The organism is Rhizobium sp. TBD182 (assembly GCF_001950375.1).
GTDB lineage: Bacteria > Pseudomonadota > Alphaproteobacteria > Rhizobiales > Rhizobiaceae > Agrobacterium > Agrobacterium tumefaciens.
Genome location: NZ_BDLN01000003.1, coordinates 20,171 through 40,904, shown reverse-complemented (window position 1 = coordinate 40,904; position 20,734 = coordinate 20,171). Strand labels below are relative to the sequence as shown.

Here is a 20,734-nt window from a genome sequence, read left to right as displayed (position 1 = left end):
CGTTCCGTCACTAGAACTGCGCGGGGCAGGCGAAGCTGGCAATTGCATCCAGCTTGAACGGATTGAGAACCGAACCGAACTGGATATCGAATTCGGCAGCCTGTCCGCCATTCTCAAACCGCACCCGCAGCAGATCACCCGACTGGTTCTCGATATCGGCACCGTCAAACAGCCGGAAGGGCGACCAGTCGCCATTTTCGGTTTTGGCCTGCTGCCAGCCGCCGGGCTGGAAGGCGATGCGCGACAGGCTTGCCGTGTTTTCGCGCGAGGGCCAGGTGATCGATTTCGCCTGGATCGGACCATGATAATAAACCACCCGCTCGCCCTCGATCTCCAGCATCACCGCGCTGGAGGCATTGGTGAGGGACACGGGTTTGACATTGATCGAAACCGCCGGCGTCTCGCTCCCATTCGGGAAAAAGGCGCGCGAAATCTTGTCGGCATTTTCGAACTGGGCGACGGCGCTGCTGGGAAGGCCGGCCGCGCCAAAGGTACCTTTCCAGCTCCATGGGGTCGTCGTCTTGTCGACAAACGGCTCCATGCGCTGTTTGAAGAAGCTCTGGAAAACCCCTTCCGGCCCGAAGAGACGCGTGAAATCCGCAATGGCGACATCGCGGGTGGAGGTTCGGTCGAAGGGATAACGACCGGTCACGATCGAAGAGCACAGGGAGGCTGAATCTGATGTCCAGAGTTCGGCGATGCGGCTGCGAGCGGACTTCACCGCGAGCGAGCCGACATCCGCCGCCACGCCTGCCACCCAGACGTCGAGCGGTGCCGGCAGTTCGCGGGCCTGCTGCAGCAGGTCCTGATTGGCCTTAGTGAGCTGGCTGTCCACGTCGAACACCTTGGCCACTTCATCGGAGGTTGTTGCCGAGCGGGCAAGCTGTTCGTTCAGCAGCTTGAAATGCGCGAGCAACTGTTCCGATGGCGAACCACCGGTCTTGTCGCCATCGGCCTGCTCGCCCGCTGTGGCTGCGCCTTTCGTCGCCAGCATGTCGCGCAGTCTCGCATAGGGATCGGACGCATTCACCGAGGCCGCCAGAACGGCTGTGGTTGCGTCACTTTCCGCAGCGGAGGCGAGGGTGGCGGGGTTTGCTCCGGGGCGGAGATCGGTCGCCTCCGCGATCGATCTGGCAGCCTCCATCACGATATTGCGTTCATTGGCAAGCGCGCGGGTGGTTTCCACTGCGTCGCCGAGGGTCTGGGACGGCTTGACCCGAAGGTCGGCCAGCGTATCAGCCCATTTTTTCTCGAAACGGTCGAAATAGATTTGCAGCGCGGCCTGCGCCACCTGCTCAACAGTCGCGCCCTTGATGGCATCATCAGAACCGCGCACCCAACCTTCGGAAAGTGCGATGCGGGCGGCATGCGCGACTTGCGGAATGACGACACGGTGATATCCATCCGCCGTGAAGAGGCCTTCTATGCCCTCCGCCATAGGCGCTTTGCTGCGACGCTCGAAAGCACGCTCCCCAAGAGGACCGAAAGCCGTTGCGGGTGTCCATTCCATCAATTCGCGCACCTGCGGAAGACCGGCGAGAATATCATAGGCGCGTGTGCCAATCGCTTGATCGCGGATGGTTTCGCGGGCGGTAGCGATGAGCCGCGCATCGAGCTCGATCGGGGCAAGCACGCCGTCGGCCAGCGCCTTTGCGTGCTGGTCCAGCGCTTCTCTCACCGCAGCCCTACCATCACCAGGGTAAAGCGATGCGAACATCTGATGCGTCTGCACGGTCAGGAAATCGCGGTCCAGTGCACCCATCCCGCCTAGCATTCCATAGAGTTTCAGTGAATTGAATGTGCGGGTGACATCCTTCTCGTCCTTAAGCTGCTTTTGCAGCTGCACGATCATGCGCGGCAGCAGCAGGGCGTTGAGCGCGCGCTGATAGGCGTCACGCTGGCGCCCGGCAATCTTGTCTTCCTGATCGAGACCGAAGCTGACATTCCACACGCGTTCGCGGGCAAAGCCGGAATTGGCATCGCGCAGATTGTCGAGCGCGGGGAGGATGCGCAGGAAATCGGCATCTGCGACGTCTCGTACAGGAATTCCCTGAACGAGTTGCTCATAAGCGCCAAGTTTGCGATCCGCTTCGGCGAGCGCCTGTGTATTGGCGAAATAGGTGAAAATCCAGCCAGTAAAGACAATGGCGACCGCGGCGGCGGATGCGCCATAGGCAATGCGCCGCACCAGCAATTGCCGCCCGGAAAGGCGTTTGTCGCGCATCACCAATGCGGCTTCGGGAAAGATGACGTCCTTGAACAGCCGCGAGAGGAAGTAGCTGCGGCGGGTTCTGGGGGCTGCGGGAGATGCTTCCGTTTCCGGCTGCGTTCCCGACGCGAAATAAACACCGCGCAGAAGCGGTGCCTCAATGAGAGGCGAACTCGCGCAAAGCTCGGAAAGGGCTTCGTGCAGGCGGTCTTTCAGCCGCGCCAGTTCGGCCGGAAAGCGGAAGATGCGTCCGCGTATCTCCGCATTCTGTTCCTGCTGCAGGCGTTCGATCAGCATGGCATCGACCCGCTGCTGCAGCAGCTCGAATTCTTCCGTCAGGCGTTGCGGCAGGTTTTCGGCGGAGTAGCTCTCATCCAGCTTAAAGGTTGTGCCCCATACCTGCTGGCGATCGGTCTTGTTGAAACCGTCGAAGAATTCCACAAAACCATGCAGCAGATCGGCCTTGGTAAGGACGATATAGACCGGGACCCGAGCGCGCAGATATTCGTCGAGTTCCGAAAGCCGCTGACGGATGGAGCGCAGTTCCTGCCGCTGTTCCTCGGGATCACGGTTGAGCAGATCGGGGATGGAGAGGGTGACCAATGCGCCGTTGATCGGTTGAGAGCGGCGATATCGCCTCAGGAGGCTGAGAAAACCTTCCCAGCCGGCCTTTGAGGATCCGTCGAGGTCGTCCTGCGTGGTATAGCGGCCGGCGGTGTCTATCAGGATCGCTTCGTCGGCGAACCACCAGTTGCAGTTGCGCGTGCCGCCGATCCCCTTCACCGCATTTTCGCCAAGCGCATCACCAAGCGGAAATTGCAGGCCGGAATTGGTCAGCGCCGTCGTCTTGCCGGAACCGGGGGCGCCGAAGATCACGTACCAGGGCAAGTCGTAAATGTAACCGAAGCGCTTTTTCGTGACGCGCCGCAAGAGAGCGAGCGCTTCCTTCAGGCGTGTCTGGATTTCGCCGATTTCCGCCTGCCGATTGGCCAGCGCCTCGCGCTCGATACTGTCGACAAGTTCCTTGTCCTGCTTGCGACCGCGGTAGATAGTGACGACGATGTAGACCAGCCATATGGCGACGATGGTGCCGATGGCGATGAGCCGGGCCTGCACCGTGCCAAGCGGTTTGAAATCGCCGAGCGCGATCAGATAGCCGTAGAACCAGATGACGACGCAGAGCGCGATCACCCATAAAAGCGAGAGGAAACGCCGGCCGACGAGGGCCGCATAGCTCTCGACATAGGAACGGATCGTATAAAAATAGCTCAATGGATTCATGGCTGGGTCTCTTCCGGCTGCTGTCCCGGACTGTTCTGTATAGGCGGCGAAAGAATGCCGGCGTCGCTCAGTTTTTCATCGGGATTGGTCAGGACCATGATTTCTGTTCGGCGGTTTATCTGGCGGCCTTCTTCCGTCTTGTTGTCGGCGATCGGGTCGCTGTCGGCCCGGCCTTCGGTCAGGATCGCTTCAGGACCGGTGAATTGTGAAAGAATGTCTCCAACGGCCTTGGCGCGCGCCTCGGAAAGGTGCCAGTTCGATGGAAACTCCACGGTCTTGATCGGCACGGTGTCGGTATAACCGATGACGACGGCACGGAATTTTTCAGCCGCAAGCGCGCCGCCGATCCGCTGGATGAGATCGCGGAACTGCGGGCTGACATCTGCGCTGCCTGTCGTGAACAGGCCCGAATTGTTGATGCGCACCCTCAGACGCCCGTTCACATCCGCAAGGGTTACCAGCTTCTTGTCGACTTCGGGCTGCAGGAAGGCCATCAGCTTTTCAAGCCGGGAGGGTTGTCTCGGCTCTACTATTTTGGGTGGATCGACGACGCGGGGCGTTTCCACTTTAAGTGGCGGCACCGGTGGTGCAGGGGGGCTTGCGATCAACACGCTCGGTGTTTCGTTCGGCGGCAGATGAGCAAGTCTTTCGAAAGTGACATCGGAGGCGTTGTTGAGCGACAGCGTGAAGAAGAGATAACCAAGCGCAAAGGCGAGCGCCATCAGCGACAGCAGGGTCCATAGCGCAGCCATCGTGCGCAAAGGCGTATGTCGGGCATCGACGCCTTTCCAATGCGGAGACAGCTCCCGTTCGAAGGCGCCATATTGGCCGATCAGCGTCTTGTAGAGGCTGTCGCGGATACGCGAGAGCTCCAGCGCACCCTTTGGCGAAACGCGGGTGCGTCCTTCAAAAGCCAGCGACAGGCACAGATAGATCAGCAGTAGCAAATCCTTGCTGGCCCCGGGCGACTGGTGGAAATGGTCGAGAATGTCGAAAACCCGGTCGCCACCGGTCACGTCATTGTGGAAGGTGGAAACGAGGCCGGAGCGCGCCCAACCTGCCCGCACACCCCAGGGCTTGCTGAGAATGACATCATCTACCGTCGCACAGACGACATAATGCGCAGCCCTTGCCCGTTCGGGGCTGATGCGGGCGGAGGCGAGGTCCCGTTCATAGCGTGTGATTGCTTCAACGCAGGCGCGGCGAAGCTGGTCGGGGTCCGGCTCGGCATCGCTGAAGCGCAGCAGATGTGCGAGGTTGAGAAGGGGAGCCGCCGATTGCACAAGTGTCGGCACCTCCTCTCCGCCGAAGTGGAAACCGGTCAGCAGTTGGTCGACCGGCAGGGTGGCCGCTTTCCCCCTGGCGGGGCGGGCCTGCTCGTCGGTCTCTACGATGTCTTCGAGGATCGCCGCCATGTTGCGGGCGTTCTGGTTGCGCCGGCGACTTTCCTCGGTGATCTCGACCACCGTCGGTAAATCCTGCCAGGAAGAGGGGTTTTCCGTGCTCATTCGCGTAACGCCCACATTTCCATTTCAAGCCCGGGGAACTCGCCCGCCAGATGCAGGGCAATGGCCCCTGAGGTGTCGAGCTGTTTCCAGAGCGGCGATTGCGTGTCTATCTCGAAATAGACGGTGCCGGATCGATAGGGCAGTTGCCTTGGCAGGACCGGCAGGGACCGCACGGGAATGCCCGGCAGCGCCACATTGACCAGTTCGGAAATCCGCTCCACCGGCCCAACCTTGATCTGAGCGGGCAGACGGCGGCGAATATCCTCAGCGGCCATGTCCGCGCGCACGGCAAGCACGAAACCGGCATCGCGCAGAAGCGCGCGGTCGTGAATGGTGCCGACGCGGACGCCATGGCGGCGTTCAACCAGTTCGATAGCCACAGCCGCCTGTTCCAGAACCGCCGATAGCGATGTGCGCAGATCATCAAAAACCGCACCGAAGGTGGCTTTCAGATCTTCGTGCCGATAGGGCGGGAAATCCGTCGCCCGTTTTTTGTCCGTAGTGAAGGTGGCAAGCTCTCCGGCGAGCTGGATGCAGTCTTCGTAAAAGCGGATGGGGTGAAAACGTGTGGCGTTGGCACCGCGATGCGCCAGCAGCGGATCGGCCCGGTTGAGGATCTGCAGCAGGAAATAATCGCCCACTTCCGCCGTTCCCCGGATCGTCGGGTCGCCGATGCGTTCGGCAATCGCCTGGGCGCGATGGCGCACGATCCCAAGAAGCTCCGTCAGTAATTCGTTGAGGCGGGGCGCTGCTGCACAGCTGAGACAGGGGGGAATGAAATCTGGGTCGAGAATGACCGCACGGTCGGAGCGGACCTCGATCACTCGAGCCAGCCCGATGAGATCGTAACCGGAAAGATCGTCACCGGTTTTGAGGAATTTCAGGCTGAGGCGGCCGACATCGATCGGGGCCACGAAATCCGTCTCGATATTGGTGTCGGAGACTTCATAGGTGGATGCGGTGAAACGCACATTGTTGATGTCATTGCGGCCGCTGGTGGACATATCCGCCTTGCCCGGCTGCCGGGCCGGCAGGGCGAGATAGATGATGGCGTTCTTGACGCTTTCGTCGAGATCGAGCGGTGGCGGCAGGTCGGAATCTTCAGGCGCTTCGAAAGGTGTCCCATCGGGAAGAACGCCGCGCAGGTTCGACAGAGCGAATTGCCCTATCGACAAGGCGCTGCGATCGACGCCGATTTCGGCAATGCCCCAGGGATAGGGCGAGAGGTTGCGCGTGGTGTTGCGCACCAGGCGTTCGGTCCAGCGGTCGGATTGCTGAAAATGCTGGACGCGAAGAAACATGCCCTCGCTCCAGGCAACACGGTTCTCATGTCTCATCGTGATTATCTACCCCCTTTGCGCCGGCCGCTATAGTGTCAGGCTCCTGCGTGGGCGCGGTCTCACCGCGCGCTGCCCGCTGCAGGAACTGTCTGATCGGCAATGGACGGCCATTTTCCTCAAATTGCTTTTTGTACGTGGACCAGTAATCGGTCTTCATGATTAGACCCTGCCAGTCCCTGCGGCCGATTTTCGCCCGGAGATCGTTGCCGGCATCGATGGCGGCTTCGAGAAGCCTTGGTTCGAGCTTTTGCGTGCAGTTATGGATCAAGGTTTCAAGAGATGCGGCGAGACGCCGTTGCTGGTGGATGAGAATTTCCACCCGCTCGCTCAGGGAGGCTGACGAACCGTGGCCGGCGCGCTCGCTTTCAATGTCGAGAATGGCCAGACAATCTGCGCTCTCCCGCTCCAGGGCGGTCAGAAGATCGCCGATCTCCTGCGCGGTCGAAACATCAGCATTTGATGCTTTCTCCAGAGTCAGCTCTTCGCTTGCCTCCGGAAAAACACTGTCAAAATCTTCGCCACCGGCGGCCGAAACCGGGCGTGAGATCATGACCGGCGTGTTTAGCGCGTCGGTATGTTCGTGCTCGCTGCTTGCAACCGGCTCCTCATCCCAGTTATCAGGAAGAATGGCACTTATTCCATACGCCGCGGGCGGTTCGCTCCAGCCGATCTCGACATTTCGCGAAATGGATTTCGCCTTCCGTTTGGCGCCCTCGCGCCATGTTTCGGACCAGTCGTCGACAGAGGCAGTGTTGCCCATCATGCCGCCGGCCGAACGGCCGTTCGGGGCGATGTCCGCAAGGATCGCCGAAATGGTCAGCGGCTCGTCGCTCATTCGCAGGGATGCGTCGGGGTCGGAAAAATCCAGTTCGGCATCGCCGCTGATGGCGACCTGAAAAACCTGCCCGCCAATGTTGATTTGCGAACCGTCGCGGAGACGTGCGCTTTCGCCTTCGAGCAGAAGGCGGCCATCGACCAGCGTGCCATTCGCGCTCTGGTCCATTATCGTGAAGCCTTCGCCATCGCGGTTGAGTGTACAGTGCAGCTTGGAAACGCGCCGTTCATTGTCGTCGATCTGCCAGTCGCATTCCCGCGAACGGCCAATGACGCGGCGGCCGCGCTCGAAGGTCCACTGACTGGCTCTTGCTGCTCCGATATTGCGTGTGTCCTTGAGTGCAAGCTTCATATCCATGCCCTCACGCGGAAATCGCCGAGCCTTCCCGCTCGGTCACCACAGCGTCAGCGCTGTCTTGTTGGGCGGGTGCCACGCGAGCCCAGCTGTTCCAGCCGAGACGGGCGGGAGCATCTGACTGGCCGAGGCGGCAAAAGGGAATGTCCTCCTTTTTCAGGATCACCTGCACATCGAAGTGCAATGCGCTTCCGACGAACAGGCGTGTCAGAGAAAATATTTCCGCAAGCCGTTTCGAACCGGGCGTGAGGGCCAGGTAATCCGCATAGGCGACAGGACCGATCACGACCCGGAAGCCGCCGCTCATATCTTCGACAGCGCTTCCCGCTGTGGTGTTCTGTCCGAGCCTCAGTCCTGATGCCTGCCCGAGTTGGCTTTGTTCATGAAGCGGCAAAGCCACCCATCGCCGGCGAAACTGTTCGATATGGACCGGAAGTGCCGTGAATTCGCAAAGCATTGATGTCAGGGCCGAAACGTTGCGATTGCGGCCCGCCAGAAGGCCGCTGAAACGCAGGAGTGCATCTTCGCTCACGCCTGCCTTCTCGACCAGACCGGCGGTGCGGAACCCGGTGAGGGCGAGCAGTGTTTTGCGGAAACCGTTATCCCGTTTCTCGACCGACCAGCGCAGGCCCCTTGCGAGGCGGTATTTTTCCGTCGCGGATACGAACAGTTCGCTGAACCTTGCCGCGAACAGATTGAAGAAGCTGGCCAGCGCGCTCGAACGATTGCGTTCTTCCCGTTGCAGCAGTTCGCCATAGGTCGGCGGCAGCGAACCAAGCGGACCGACGATGGGCGCGAAGGCTGATTTCAGTTCGGCATTGCCGCGCTTGCGGCTGAAACCGCTGACTGCAAGTGGTGTCGGCTGTATTCCGCCATGCGCACCGATGACGATCGCGTCATCCGCCGAAACAAACTGGGCAACGCGAAAAGCGGTTGCAGGGTCAAAACGACCGGGATCGTCGCTGAGAAGCGCCGCCTGACGGTCTTTGATGGTTGGCGTCTGATGTTCCATACCCGTCTCCTAAAGCAGTGGCCGGTCAGCGGCGCGGGCCGGCCAGCGGGCAATTGGTTTGGAATGGCCACGCATCGTCGCCGTCAGCCGCGTGAAGCTGTTGATCGAGGTGTAGAGCCCGAAGAAATGGTTGAGGACGCCGGCGAAAACAAATGCGGCAGGTCGCGCGATCAGCGCGGGGTCGAACTCCACGGTGATATCCGTTCCCGGCACCATGGCCGAGCCGATCCGGGCATGGGAATTTTGCGCCTCGACATTGCTGATCGCCTCCACGAGCTGCCTGGTTTCCGGGCTGTCCCTGAAGGAATACAGCGACAGAATGTCCTTCAGCGGTGCGCCGCCGCTGTCGGTGAGGGACAGATGGTTGAGAAGAAGATGCGATATCAGCCGCCATTCGCGCGCCGAGCGTTCGTTGACGCGGATCGCCGCTGTCGGCGGCATCAGCGCATGGACTGATTTCACGGCTTCATTGCCGGTCGAAAGCTGCAGGAAGGGATGCCCGCCGCCAAACGGAAGCTGGCTCGGTAACTCACGGTTGATGCAGAGCGTATCAATGCTCGCCACTACGTCGAGCGGCCCCAGCGGTCCGCGCTTTTCATCCACGAAGGCGATGTCGGTATCGGAGGAGCCATCATCGTCGAACCGGCGCTGGATCTGCCAGAACACATTCGCACCATTGTTGCGCTGGGTGCGACCGAAGAAGGGAGAGGTTTTCTCGCTCTGCCCGGAACGGCTGGTCAGCTGGACGTTTTCGACCGCGTATATCTCGCGTGTCCGCTGGCGGCGTGCATCGGGTAGCAGACGGTATTCGGTCCGGGTTCCGTCCAGGCTGAGCGGTTCGCAGCTTTGCTTGAAGAGGTTGATGACCGGGGAGGCGTTCAGTACGAAATCCTTGACCGACACCATGCGCTCAAGCTGCGCATCGGCGGCATCCAGATAGATATAAAGCTCGCAATCACCGCCGCTCCATCTGTGCAGCCCGTCAATATCGAGAAAGAGAAACTTCTGTGGCAGCGCGAAGAATTCGGTGAGGAGCCGGTATCCGTCAAAGCTGTTGGCCGGATAGGGCAGCATGGCCTGATCGCGGGTGAACCCGGAAGGCCTGAGATTGCCGGCCGGCAGGAAGATGGCTTCCTTGTCCTCAGAATGACGGGCAAGCGCCATGCCGACGCAATGGTTGGTCAAAAGCTCGTAAAGTGCTGTCGCCTGCTGCCATGCGGCGGACAGGAAGAGCTGGAGTTTCGTCAGTCCCATTTCCGGGAAACTACCGCCGCGCGGCGCAGTGCTGCGCAGCGAAAGCCGCAAACAGCTGGCCGTGCCTGCAAAGGACGCCGAAAACGGCGCGTCGATCGGCTGACCGGTGAGCGTCGCAGCTGCGATCTCCAGTGGAACGATCTCGACGTCCTGCGTGGTGCGGAAACGGCAGCTTTCGCCGCCAACCGGTTCGGCGAGAATTTCGCTGTGACGGGGAAGCGTCTGCACGGTTGCCAGCGCCGGGCTCGGAGCGAATTGTACGACGCTCATCGAAGGGATCGGGGCAAGATAATGCGGATAGAGCGTTTCCAGCAGACTGTCCGACAGTTCGGGAAATTCGTCATCCAGCTTCTGGCGCACCCGGGCGGCGGAATAGGCGAAACTCTGGATCAACCGCTCGACATGCGGATCGTCGGCAACGTCGCCCGTCATGCGCAGCCTGCCGGCGATCTTCGGAAACGCCGCCGCAAAACGGGACGCGCGCTTTCGCAGCGCAAAAAGCTCGTCATTGTATTTTTCGAGGAAGCCTTCAGCCATTCGCCGCCTCCACCAGGAATTGCTGCGTGGAAGGATCGATCCGGGATTCAAAGCTGATCGGCGGCATGCCTTCCTGAAGGCGGAAGCTTGCCTGTATGCGCATGCGAAGCGCCCGGTCACCATCCGTGCGGTTCTTCAGGATCGTCACATGCACGTCGGCAAGGCGGGTTTCGAACAGGGAAATCCGCCGCTCGATGCTGCGAGCGAGCCGCGCCTTGGAGGCATCCGTCACCAGATTGGCCGAAAGAATGCCGTCCACGCCATAGCTCACGAGCGCGTCGGACAGTTCCTTGAGTGCTGCCGGCGGGCCGGCCGGGTTGCGACGGGTATTGAGCAATGCCTCGAGATCGCGGCGGATCACCTCACGCATCTCGCGCGCCTGATCCTTCAAACTGACGAGCATATCCGTTTCCTCATCCGGCGCCTCATCGAGCAGCCGGTCCAGAACCGAACGAGACAGCGTCCTTTGCCATGGGCGATATTGCTCTAGCGGATCAACCACGGGCGATCTGCCTTTCTTCGTCGGAGAGGGCAGAAAGAGCGCCGATCTCGTGGAACGGCACCACATCGTCGCCGATGAGCAGGCAACGCTGTCCAAAGCCCGTCGCAAGTGGATGGTTGCCTTCGCTCCAGCGGGTCTCGCGACCGAGACGGAGGCCGACATCGTCGCCCGCGCCATAATAGATCGCAGGAAGCAGCACGGTTGCGACTGCCCCGTCGCGCAACGTCAGTTCGGCGCCGCGGAAGGCCAGATCGCGCGGGCGGCTCATGGGGTCGATTGCAAGGCTTTCGATGCGCCCGTAGTCGATCCAGAGATAACGGCCGCCATTGGTCAGGACTTCGAGCGCATGCGGAATCCGGTCGTCCAGATCGCGGATGTCGCTAGCGCTCTTGCCATCGTGGCCGATTGGCACATTGCCGCGTTTGTCATCGAGTTCAGCAAGTGCTGCTCTGGCGGCATCCGCATCGTCGCTGCGTGCAGCAATATTCGCCCGGATGGCCAGCTGATCGAGTTCGGAAGGGCCGCCAGGGAAATCCGGTATCGCACCGTTCTCGAACCATGCATTGCGTGCGGCCATGGCGCGCAGCTGGTGGCGAAAGAGGGAAAAACCGACGCTGTCTTGCGGTGAAAATGTTGCGGCCAGATTGCATTGCGCGTCGGCCTTTTCATAGTCGCCAGCGAGGACCAGCAGGTCGATGTAGAAATGGCGGCCATCCTTGTCGGTCGGCTTTGCTTTCACATGGTCCCGCGCGAGCCCGATTGCGTCTTGCAGCTGGTTGTCGTCCAGGAGGCGGGAAATATCGTCGCGCAGCGTCATGCGGATATCCTTTGCGGCTCGGCCGACGGCCGTGATGCGGTGGTGGCCGGCATCATGGTTTCGGCAATGAGGTGGAAGCTCGTGGAGACGTCATCGAGCTGGAAATGTGGTTGAAGGCGCACGGTGCAGGAGAATGTGCCGGGCTTGCCGGGAACCTCGAAGACATTGATCCCCGCAGAGCGTAGCGGATAGCGCGTGCGTAACGCCGCCTCCGCATCGTCGTTGCCGAGCGTATAGGAGGAAAGCCAGCTTTCCAGTTTGCGCTCGATTGTCTTGGCATCGCTGAGCTGGCCGATGTCATCGCGCATGATGACCTTGAGGTAATGCGAGAACCGGGAGGCACACAGCACATATTGCAGCATGGCAGCAAGGCGGGCGTTCTGCCTCGCCGCTTCGGTGGAATAATGGCCGGGTGCATGCAGGGACTGGTTGGCGTTGAAGATCGCCGTGCCGGAAAGATAGGTGGTGGAGACGGGCACGATGCCGAGGTCGGAAAATTGCTGCTCCTGCCCTGTTGTCAACTGCACCTCGACAGGCGGCTGTGCGGAAAGGCCGTTGCTCTCGATACCGAGATCGAGCGGCGGCAATTGCCGGGCAGAGAGCATGCCGCCATCCACGGCGTCCTGCGTCACACCGCGCAGATCAGCGAACCAGCCGGAATCGACGAAATTGCGCACCACAACCGTTGCGAAGGCAAAGGCGGCGTTGCCCCACAAAAGGGTCTCGCCGCTTTCCGACACATGCTCGCGGAATGGGAATCCGTCATCCCTTCCGCGCGCATAGGGCCTGTAGGGAGAGCGTAGCAAAACGCGCGGTGCTACTAGGCCTACGAAGCGTGAATCGTCCCGTGCGCGAAGCGCATTCCACCGCAGCCGCGATCTCTCCTGTTTCAGCCAGGAAAAGTCATGGACCCGACTGAGTTCCGAAAAGTCCTGTAGCCCAACGGCGGAGGGAGAAGCCGCCGCTACGAAAGGGCAGAAGGCGGCCGCAGCCACCATGCCGATCTGTGACAGCGTTGTGATGGAATCGGCACCATCAAGATCATCAGGGGAAAAGGCGTAGTCGCCGATCAGAAGGCCGACCGGTTCGCCGCCCGGCATGCCGAATTCGCGGTTATAGACGACCTCGAAAAGATGGCTCTGGTCGAAATCGGTGGCGCGTTCCGTGTTGCGGGCAAGGTCGCGCCAGCTGGCGTTGAGCAGTTTCACCTTCACGTCGGTGCTGCGGGCCGCCTCGCTCACGACCATGGCAAGTCCGCGCCATCTCGCCTCCATCGCTTGAAAATCGGGATGGTGGAGAATGGCGTTCACCTGGCCGTTCAGCGCATCATCGATGAGGGCGATGAGCTGGTCGGCGAAAATGCGGGCGTCCGGAAAGGACTGATGCGCCATGAGCGGGCTCCGGATGATGAACGGGGCCGGGGTGGCGGAGCACCCCGGACCAGGCTCAGTTCTTCGACGGAATACGGGCGACCATGCGCAGCGAGGTCGTCAGTTCTTCCATCTGCAACCAGGGCCGCATCCATGCGACCGCGTTGTACGCGCCGGGTTTGCCGGGCACTTCCTGCACGGTCACCTTGGCATCGCGCAGCGGATATTTGGCGCGGCTTTCCTCTCCCGCTTCGTCATTGGCGTTGACATAGTTAGCGATCCAGCGATTGAGCCAGACTTCGCAATCGGACGCTTCCATGAAGGAGCCGATCTTGTCGCGGCCCATGACCTTGAGATAATGCGCGAAGCGCGACGTGGCCATGATATAGGGCAGGCGCGCCGAAACGGCGGCGTTGGCCGTGGCTTCCGGCTTGTCGTAAAGCTTCGGCTTGTGCGCCGTCTGGGCGCCGAAGAACACAGCGTAATCGGTGTTCTTGTAATGGCAGAGCGGCAGGAAGCCGAGCTTGCCGAGTTCCGCATCACGGCGGTCGGTGATGCCGACTTCGGTCGGGCATTTCAGATCCAGGTCACCGTCATCGCTGGAGAAGACGTGCATGGGCAGGTTTTCCACCTTGCCGCCGTTCTCAGCCCCTCGGATAGCCGTGCACCAGCCGCTTTTTGCGAAGGCATCGGTCAGCTTGGTGCCCATCACGTAAGCGGCGTTCATCCAGCAATATTCGTCATGCTCAAGGTCACCATTCACCGCACCCTTGGTTTCGTCGTAGGCGAAATCGTCGATTGGGTTGGTTTTCGGGCCATAGGGCATACGCGCCAGCACCCGCGGAAGAGCGAGCGTGACAAAACGGGAATCGTCGCTTTCGCGGAAGCTGCGCCACTTGGCATATTCGACCGTGTCGAAGATCTTCTCCAGATCGCGCGGACGGGCGAGATCGCGATAGTCCTCGAAACCGAACATGTGCGGGCTGGCAGCCGAGATGAATGGCGCGAAGGCTGCCGCCGCGATCGATGAGACGCCTTGCAGCAGCTGGACGTCATCGAAGGAATTGTCGAATTCGTAATCGCCGATGATTGCGCCGAGCGGTTCGCCGCCGGGGGTGCCGAATTCGTCTTCATAGATCGCCTTGAAGAGGCGGGATTGATCGAATTCGACGGCTTTTTCGAGATCGCGCGCCAGTTCACGCTTGCCGGCATTCATGACGCGGATTTTAAGGTTGACGCTCGTTTCGGAGTTCTTGACGAGATAGTTCAACCCACGCCAGGTGCCCTCAAGCTTGGCGAATTCGGGCGCCTGCATGATAGCGGCGAGCTGTTCGGAAATCGTGCGGTCCAGCTCCGCGATCGCGTGGTTAAGGGTAACGGTGAGGTTGCGGTCATATTTTACCGTCCCCTTCAGTGCCTGATCGGTCAGCGTACGCAGGAGGTTCTGCGCGCGGTCCGGTTCGGTTTGACGGGTAGCGGCAACCACCTTGGACAACAGTCCCTGATCTTCGGCGGTCATTGCCTGTGCTTCATTTTTCAGCAGGCTCTCAGCGCTCATGTTTCAGTCCTTCCACATGCGGGTTTAAAAATGCCGCTTGAACAGTTGAAGCCCCGCGGGGCCGTTCGGGGAGGTTTTCCTCCGCACAAGCGATTATTCGCCCGCGCCGTTCTTTTCCTTCAGTTCGGAAACCAGCGTTGCGAGGTCGGTCTTGTTCTGCAAAATATCCTCCAGCATCCGCTCCAGATCTTCCGAACGGTCGGCCTTGGAAAGAAGGTCGCGCAACTCGTTGCGGGCATCCAGAAGCGCCTTGAGCGCCGGAACCTGCTGCACGACGGCACCGGGTTCGAAATCGTCCATGCTTTCGAACTTCAGGTTGACCTGCATGTCCGTGCCATCTTTTTGCAGCGTATTGGCAACGGAAATGTTGAGGCCCGGCGTCATGCGCCGCATGACTTCGTCGAAATTGTCGCGGTCGATCTGAACGAATTTGCGCTCTCCGAACGGCTTGAGCGGCTGGGTGGGATTGCCGGAGAAATCACCGAGCACGCCGACCACGAAAGGCAGTTCCTTGACCACCATCGCGCCTTCGGTTTCGACTTCGTATTTGATATGAACGCGTGGTTTGCGAACACGCTCCAGCTTCTCATGTACACTTGCCATTTCAACCTCCTTGGTGCCCCTTGGCACAGACGACTGTTACGGAGCGGCGTTGCGCTCCGTGCTTTCTATTTTCCGTTGCTATCCCCGCTTGGCTTGATGCCGGCGGCGGTTAAGACTGCGTTGCGGACCTGGGCTTCTGGCAAAAGCTCGGCCAGCAGTTCCGAAAAATCCATGCGTCCCCTGCGCACCAATGTCTCTATTGCAAGGGAGATCGGTGAATGCGGCTCGGTACGGCGGAAGTAACGCGCAACCGAGAGAAGAGTTTCAAATGCTTCGTCGCGCGTTAATATGCCTTCCGGTGCGATTACGGCAGGACGCGCGGCCGTTGGCCCGCTCTCGTCTGAACCGCTGATGCCCACAGGTTCCTGTTCGACGGGTGCCGGTTCCTGGTCGCGGCCGCCGAGCGAGCGAATTGCAGACGCTGCTTCGACCAGCGTGTTGCGGATATGGGAACTCGGGGGTGCGGATTGCCCGCAGCGCTCGGCAAGGATGGCCATGATGGCGTCAAACGAGGAGAGGCACGCAGTCACCTCTGCCAACTGGGACGACATGGCGGCAACGCCAGTTTCAGACGCAAGCCGATATAGCTCTTCGCGACGTTTGCTCTCATTTGGGCGCTGCGCGAGTTGAAAGTCCCAGAGACTATGTTCGCCAAATTTGCCGCCTGGGATCAATGAGGCGAGGCGCAAAGGCTGAACAAGCGTTCCTTCGCTGCCGACACCGTTCAGTCCCGCTAAAGGTGCAAATTTTTCTTCGTCATTATCGTCGCTAATCGACCGCAGCGAGTCCCAGTGGTTGTAAAATAGCTCTTTGCCGAGATCGTAGATTTCGCGCAGACCATGGAAGCCACGCAGGCGCAGCGATGCTTCCGCAAGCCACGCCAATATTTCTACATCCTTGCTTTCGGAATATATAATCTGCAATCCAAGATTGCTGACATTGTCCCAGCTACTGGATATCTTGAGGTTATCCTGCGGAGACGCGGCGCGCTCTTCTGTGCGTGCCTGGTTTCTTTCATCCTTAATTCTGTAGTATATTTCACGCGTTCTTGCGTCGACCCGGATATTTTCTCCGCAGTCACTCGAAAATTCCAAATTTGTTTTAACGTGTGGCGCGTTCAACGACAGTCTATCTCCAAGAACTAGTAATGGATTTTTTGTAGTTACTTCCCTTACGTAAGGCTATTCATAAGACAGACTTATTCTAAATGTGTCTAAATTGTGGCGTCTAGTGGATAATCTCACCTGACAAAAAATCAACTTCGGGGTGGACAAGTTGGTTTCATCATCATATTTACTCCACGTCACGTTGTGGAATGAACCCGGGCAGGAGGCTCATTGCATGTCGCATATCGATCTCAATCGCCTTGTTGCAGCGCTTGAGCCAGACTTGCGTGTTACCCTCGAAGCTGCGGCTTCCGTTGCGGTGCGCATGGGGCATAGATACGTCGATATCCCGCATTGGCTGCTTGCGGTTGTGGATGCTGGCATCTATGCGAAAACATTCGAGGAATTAAAAATTCCACTTCCGGTATTGCAGGCTGAAATCGGCCGCAATCTGGAGGAGGCCATCATCGGCGACGGAGAGGCTTTATCGCTCTCCCAGAACATCCTAACGGCGGCCCGGGAGGCCTGGATTCTTGCATCGCTAGAGGCTGGCCGCGACCGCGTGACGCTTTGCGATCTGCTGTTGGCGATGGATGAGGAAACCTCACTTCGCTCTTTTGTCCGCTCGGCGTTTCCTTCTCTCAAGGCGATGGATCGCACGGCGCTTGAGCGTCTTCGCAGCTCGGCCGAAAATGGCGCAGGCGTGGATGTTCCCTCCGCGCTGCCAGGCTCGGGACAGGCAGGGGCAGGACAGTCTGCCGGCCAGAATGATTTCCTGCGCCTTTACACCCAGGACATGACCGCCGATGCCCGCAATGGCAAGGTTGATCCCGTTATCGGCCGCGATGATGAGTTGCGCCAGCTCGTTGATATTCTGACGCGCCGCCGACAGAACAATCCCATTCTGGTAGGTGAGGCGGGCGTTGGCAAAACCGCGGTTGCCGAGGCGCTGGCGCTCGAAATCGCGTCTGGCAACGTTCCGGAAAAGTTGCGCAACGTCCGCCTGCTGAACCTCGATATTTCGCTCCTTCAGGCCGGTGCCGGGGTGAAGGGCGAGTTTGAGCGCCGCCTTCATGGCGTGATCGATGCGGTCAAACGTTCGGCCGAACCCATCATCCTGTTCATCGATGAAGCCCACGGCCTCGTTGGGGCGGGTGGTGCGGCCGGGCAGGGTGATGCGGCCAATATTCTTAAACCCGCTCTGGCGCGCGGTGAAGTGCGCACCGTCGCGGCGACGACCTGGAGCGAATACAAGAAATATTTCGAAAAGGATGCGGCACTGACCCGCCGTTTCCAGCCCGTGCACGTGCGCGAGCCGGACGAGACGACCGCCATACGCATGTTGCGCGGTGTCGCTGACAGCTTCGTCAGCCATCACAACGTTCTCGTTCGTGACGAGGCGATCGTGGCCGCGGTGCAATTATCCGCACGCTACATGCCGGCGCGGCAGCTGCCGGACAAGGCCGTCAGCCTTCTGGATACGGCCGCGGCTGCCGTCTCGCTTGCACGGCAGACCCAACCGGAGCGGCTGCGCGCTATGGAAAGCGAGCGGCGCCTTCTCACCGATGAGTTGAACTGGCTTCTGCGTGAACCGCAGGATGACGAGATTGACAGCCGTATCCAGTCGATACGGGGCGAAGTCGAAAAGCTTGAGAGCGGGATCGATGATCTGCGTGAGCGTTACGACGCGGAGATGGCGGAGCTAAGCGAAGAGCAGCCGGCTGAAGGCGATGTTTCCAATGTCTCGCCCCTGCGGCCTGCGGTCGACATGAAGCCGGCAAATGCCGACAGACTTGTCCCGACAGTTGTTGATCGTGAGGCGATCGCCGCCGTCGTTTCGCGATGGACCGGAATTCCACTCGGCAAACTTCTGGCGGACCAGATCGAAAGTGCCCGGACACTGGATGCGCGCATGCGGCAGCGTGTGGTGGGGCAGGATGCCGCAATTACCCGGATTGCCGATGCCATGCGCACTGCGCGGGCCGGATTGTCCGATCCGCGCCGCCCGCCGGCGGTTTTTTTCCTTGTCGGCATGTCCGGAACGGGAAAGACCGAAACCGCGCTGTCGCTCGCCGATATGCTCTACGGCGGCAACAGCCATCTGACGACGATCAACATGTCGGAGTTCAAGGAAGAGCATAAGGTTTCGCTGCTTCTGGGTTCGCCGCCCGGTTATGTCGGTTTCGGCGAAGGCGGCGTGTTGACGGAAGCCGTGCGCCGCCGGCCGTTCGGCGTTCTGCTCTTGGATGAGATCGACAAGGCTCACCCCGGCGTCCAGGACATTTTCTATCAGGTGTTTGACAAGGGCGTGTTGCGCGATGGCGAAGGCCGCGACGTGGATTTCAAGAACACCACTATCTTCATGACGGCCAATACAGGCTCGGAGTTGCTCTCGGCGCTGTCGGCCGATCCCGACACGATGCCGGAAGGCGAAGCGCTAGAAGCGCTTCTGATGCCGGAGCTTACCAAACAGTTCAAGCCCGCGTTCCTCGGGCGCACGATCATTCTGCCCTTCATGCCGCTTGGTACGGAGGCGCTTGCAAGCATCGTGGATATGCAGATTGGCAAGATCAGGGAACGTGTGCTCGCAACATATGGCACCGGCCTGACCCTGTCCAATGTGGCGCGAGATGCCCTGGTGGCACGCGCCGTTGCAAGTGAGATTGGCGCACGCGCCATTGAAATCATGATCGGCAAGGACCTCCTGCCGCCTCTTTCCAGCTTTTTCCTCGAAAAGGTAATCGCGGGAGAGCGTGTCGGGAACATTGTTGTCGATTTTGGTGAAAACGGGTTCGGCATTCGTGCCGAAGAGGCTGGGGAAGCAGATGAATTCGCCGTAACCGAAGAGGTTGGGGTGGATAAAGTTGCCGCGTCGGATGGGGCTACCCGACGCATGCGGCATTAAACGAAGGGTAACTCGGCCTCGGAGCAAGAGGTCATTTTAGCTACAGGAGCTTACAGCATGCCAATTTATCTGCAGATTGACGGTATCCAGGGCGACGCCACCCATGAAGAACATCGCAAGTGGATGGATATTGAAGCCATTCACTGGAACGTGGCCCGCAACATGAACACCTCTGCTGGTTCTGCTGCAAACCGCGAGGCATCCGAACCGACCATTTCGGAAGTCATTCTGACCAAGGTTAGCGATTCTTCTTCCACCAAGCTTTTCCAGGAAGCCTGCGCCGGCCGGACCGGCAAGCTCGCAACCATTCATCTGGTGACCACGGGTAATCCGGGTAACACCTATATCGAGTATCTGCTGACAAACACGCTTATCGCCAGCTACTCGGTGGATTCCAGCGGTGACCGTCCGGTGGAAACCGTCAAGCTCAACTTCACGAAGATGGAAGTGAAGTACACGCCGTTCGACGACAACAACTCGCCGCAGTCTCCGATGATCGCCTCCTACGATCTGGCAACGACGAAGGCTGCCTGATCGTGACGTGACCCGGTGCCGGCGTTGCTGGCACCGGAACGTTTCATTGCAGTTTTGCAGCTCACGTCGTGATGTTTCACGTCGAGTTTGGTCGAGGCGGTTTTTTGATGCGCTCCCTATATGCGTTTTTTGTTTCCGTGCCCTTTGTTCTGGCATCGTCCGGTCTTTCGTCGGTCAGTGCAGCGGAACGGACATGGATATTTTCTGGTGCCGAACTCAAGCAGGCCATCGAGGGTAAGCTTGCCCCTGAGGTGTCCGATCCGGAAATGCGGCGGCTGGTTTCCGTTGCAAAATCAAGCGCCTATATCGCCGGCGTTGCCGATCTGACGAGCGGATCGGACTGGTGTGGCGCAGGCGCCGTGGCGCCCCATGAACTCACCGACCGGATCTACACCTATCTCGGCGATCTTCCTGCGGAAAAACTGGATGAACAGGCAGCCACTCTCGTGCGGGAGGCGCTCAAGGTCTCCTTTCCCTGTGAGCAGAAAAGTAACTAGTGGGACGAACCATGCGCGTTAACTTTGACACTCTTTATAAGAATTATCCGAGCAGCGACCCGTCGCACCCGAACTATGTCAGCCAGCGTGATCTTTTCACGGAAATAGGCTGGGATGATTTTATCGGTAACCCGAACTATCACAATACCTGTGCCATCCGCGTTAGCGTCGCTTTCGTTAAATCGGGGATCAACATCGTGCCAGCCTCGCATCGCATTCAGAAAGGTCCATATGCGGGCAAGGGCATTGAGGTGAACATGCGCCGCCTCGCAAATCTGGTGAAACGGACGAGCTATCTAGGCGAGCCCGAACCGTTTACCCCCGCGACAGCGCGTAATGGCATCGGTGCCCGTAACGGTGTTGTGGCGTTCAACAATATCCCTGGTTACACCGGAGGCGGCCATATCGATCTTGTGCGGGGTGGCTCAGAGGCCACCCAATGCGCGTCGGCCTGCTACTACAATTCGGAAACGATCTGGTTCTGGCCACTTCAGTCCAGCCGCGGGTCCTGA

The 20,734-nt window shown here is 59.7% G+C and carries 16 protein-coding genes; 4 read left to right on the top strand and 12 right to left on the bottom strand.

The features are described 5' to 3' along the window. Positions 1-10: 10 nt before the first annotated feature. The 12 genes from tssM to tssA all read right to left on the bottom strand — a co-directional run bounded on the left by tssM (position 11) and on the right by tssA (position 16,301). The gene (tssM, locus tag T18_RS12495; protein WP_038495562.1) at positions 11-3,490 is read right to left on the bottom strand and encodes a type VI secretion system membrane subunit TssM; all 3,480 of its coding nucleotides are present in this window, start codon (positions 3,488-3,490) and stop codon (positions 11-13) included. Then, on the bottom strand, positions 3,487-4,998 hold the full coding sequence (gene tssL, locus T18_RS12490) for a type VI secretion system protein TssL, long form (protein ID WP_038495565.1): 1,512 nt from the start codon (positions 4,996-4,998) through the stop codon (positions 3,487-3,489). The genes tssM and tssL overlap by 4 nt, the downstream gene beginning before the upstream one ends. After that, positions 4,995-6,335 carry a type VI secretion system baseplate subunit TssK gene (gene tssK, locus T18_RS12485; protein ID WP_038495568.1) on the bottom strand — a complete coding sequence of 447 codons (1,341 nt, stop codon included), beginning with the start codon at positions 6,333-6,335 and terminating at the stop codon, positions 4,995-4,997. The genes tssL and tssK overlap by 4 nt, the downstream gene beginning before the upstream one ends. Further along, entirely contained in the window at positions 6,325-7,530 is a 1,206-nt protein-coding gene (locus T18_RS12480; RefSeq protein ID WP_038495570.1) for a type VI secretion system-associated FHA domain protein, read from the bottom strand. Before T18_RS12480 ends, tssK begins: the two co-directional genes overlap by 11 nt. A 4-nt stretch (positions 7,531-7,534) precedes the next feature. Continuing rightward, positions 7,535-8,539: a type VI secretion system baseplate subunit TssG gene (tssG, locus tag T18_RS12475; RefSeq protein ID WP_038495573.1), complete on the bottom strand. Its 1,005-nt coding sequence runs from the start codon at positions 8,537-8,539 to the stop codon at positions 7,535-7,537. A 9-nt stretch (positions 8,540-8,548) separates the two neighbouring features. Then, positions 8,549-10,330, bottom strand: a complete 1,782-nt coding sequence (gene tssF, locus T18_RS12470; RefSeq protein ID WP_038495576.1) for a type VI secretion system baseplate subunit TssF — start codon at positions 10,328-10,330, stop codon at positions 8,549-8,551. Further along, the gene (gene tssE / locus T18_RS12465; RefSeq protein WP_004431474.1) at positions 10,323-10,832 is read right to left on the bottom strand and encodes a type VI secretion system baseplate subunit TssE; all 510 of its coding nucleotides are present in this window, start codon (positions 10,830-10,832) and stop codon (positions 10,323-10,325) included. Before tssE ends, tssF begins: the two co-directional genes overlap by 8 nt. Continuing rightward, on the bottom strand, positions 10,825-11,649 hold the full coding sequence (locus T18_RS12460) for a type VI secretion system accessory protein TagJ (protein ID WP_038495579.1): 825 nt from the start codon (positions 11,647-11,649) through the stop codon (positions 10,825-10,827). Before T18_RS12460 ends, tssE begins: the two co-directional genes overlap by 8 nt. Continuing rightward, the gene (gene tssC / locus T18_RS12455; RefSeq protein WP_038495582.1) at positions 11,646-13,040 is read right to left on the bottom strand and encodes a type VI secretion system contractile sheath large subunit; all 1,395 of its coding nucleotides are present in this window, start codon (positions 13,038-13,040) and stop codon (positions 11,646-11,648) included. Before tssC (T18_RS12455) ends, T18_RS12460 begins: the two co-directional genes overlap by 4 nt. A gap of 55 nt (positions 13,041-13,095) precedes the next feature. After that, entirely contained in the window at positions 13,096-14,577 is a 1,482-nt protein-coding gene (tssC, locus tag T18_RS12450; RefSeq protein ID WP_038495585.1) for a type VI secretion system contractile sheath large subunit, read from the bottom strand. Positions 14,578-14,670: 93 nt separating this feature from the next. After that, positions 14,671-15,180 (bottom strand): type VI secretion system contractile sheath small subunit, encoded by a 510-nt coding sequence (gene tssB, locus T18_RS12445; protein ID WP_038495588.1) that lies wholly within the window; start codon positions 15,178-15,180, stop codon positions 14,671-14,673. Positions 15,181-15,245: 65 nt separating this feature from the next. Next, positions 15,246-16,301, bottom strand: coding sequence for a type VI secretion system protein TssA (tssA, locus tag T18_RS12440; protein ID WP_075807672.1), 1,056 nt, complete (start codon positions 16,299-16,301; stop codon positions 15,246-15,248). Between the two features lie 220 nt (positions 16,302-16,521). Between tssA and tssH the strand changes: the two genes are divergently transcribed. The 4 genes from tssH to T18_RS12420 all read left to right on the top strand — a co-directional run bounded on the left by tssH (position 16,522) and on the right by T18_RS12420 (position 20,734). After that, complete coding sequence (gene tssH, locus T18_RS12435; protein ID WP_038495591.1) at positions 16,522-19,191, top strand: type VI secretion system ATPase TssH; 2,670 nt, start codon at positions 16,522-16,524, stop codon at positions 19,189-19,191. Between the two features lie 57 nt (positions 19,192-19,248). Further along, entirely contained in the window at positions 19,249-19,725 is a 477-nt protein-coding gene (locus tag T18_RS12430; protein ID WP_004431488.1) for an Hcp family type VI secretion system effector, read from the top strand. Positions 19,726-19,832: 107 nt separating this feature from the next. Beyond that, the gene (locus tag T18_RS12425) at positions 19,833-20,222 is read left to right on the top strand and encodes a Rap1a/Tai family immunity protein (RefSeq protein WP_038495965.1); all 390 of its coding nucleotides are present in this window, start codon (positions 19,833-19,835) and stop codon (positions 20,220-20,222) included. 11 nt (positions 20,223-20,233) lie between these two features. Next, complete coding sequence (locus T18_RS12420; protein WP_038495594.1) at positions 20,234-20,734, top strand: type VI secretion system amidase effector protein Tae4; 501 nt, start codon at positions 20,234-20,236, stop codon at positions 20,732-20,734.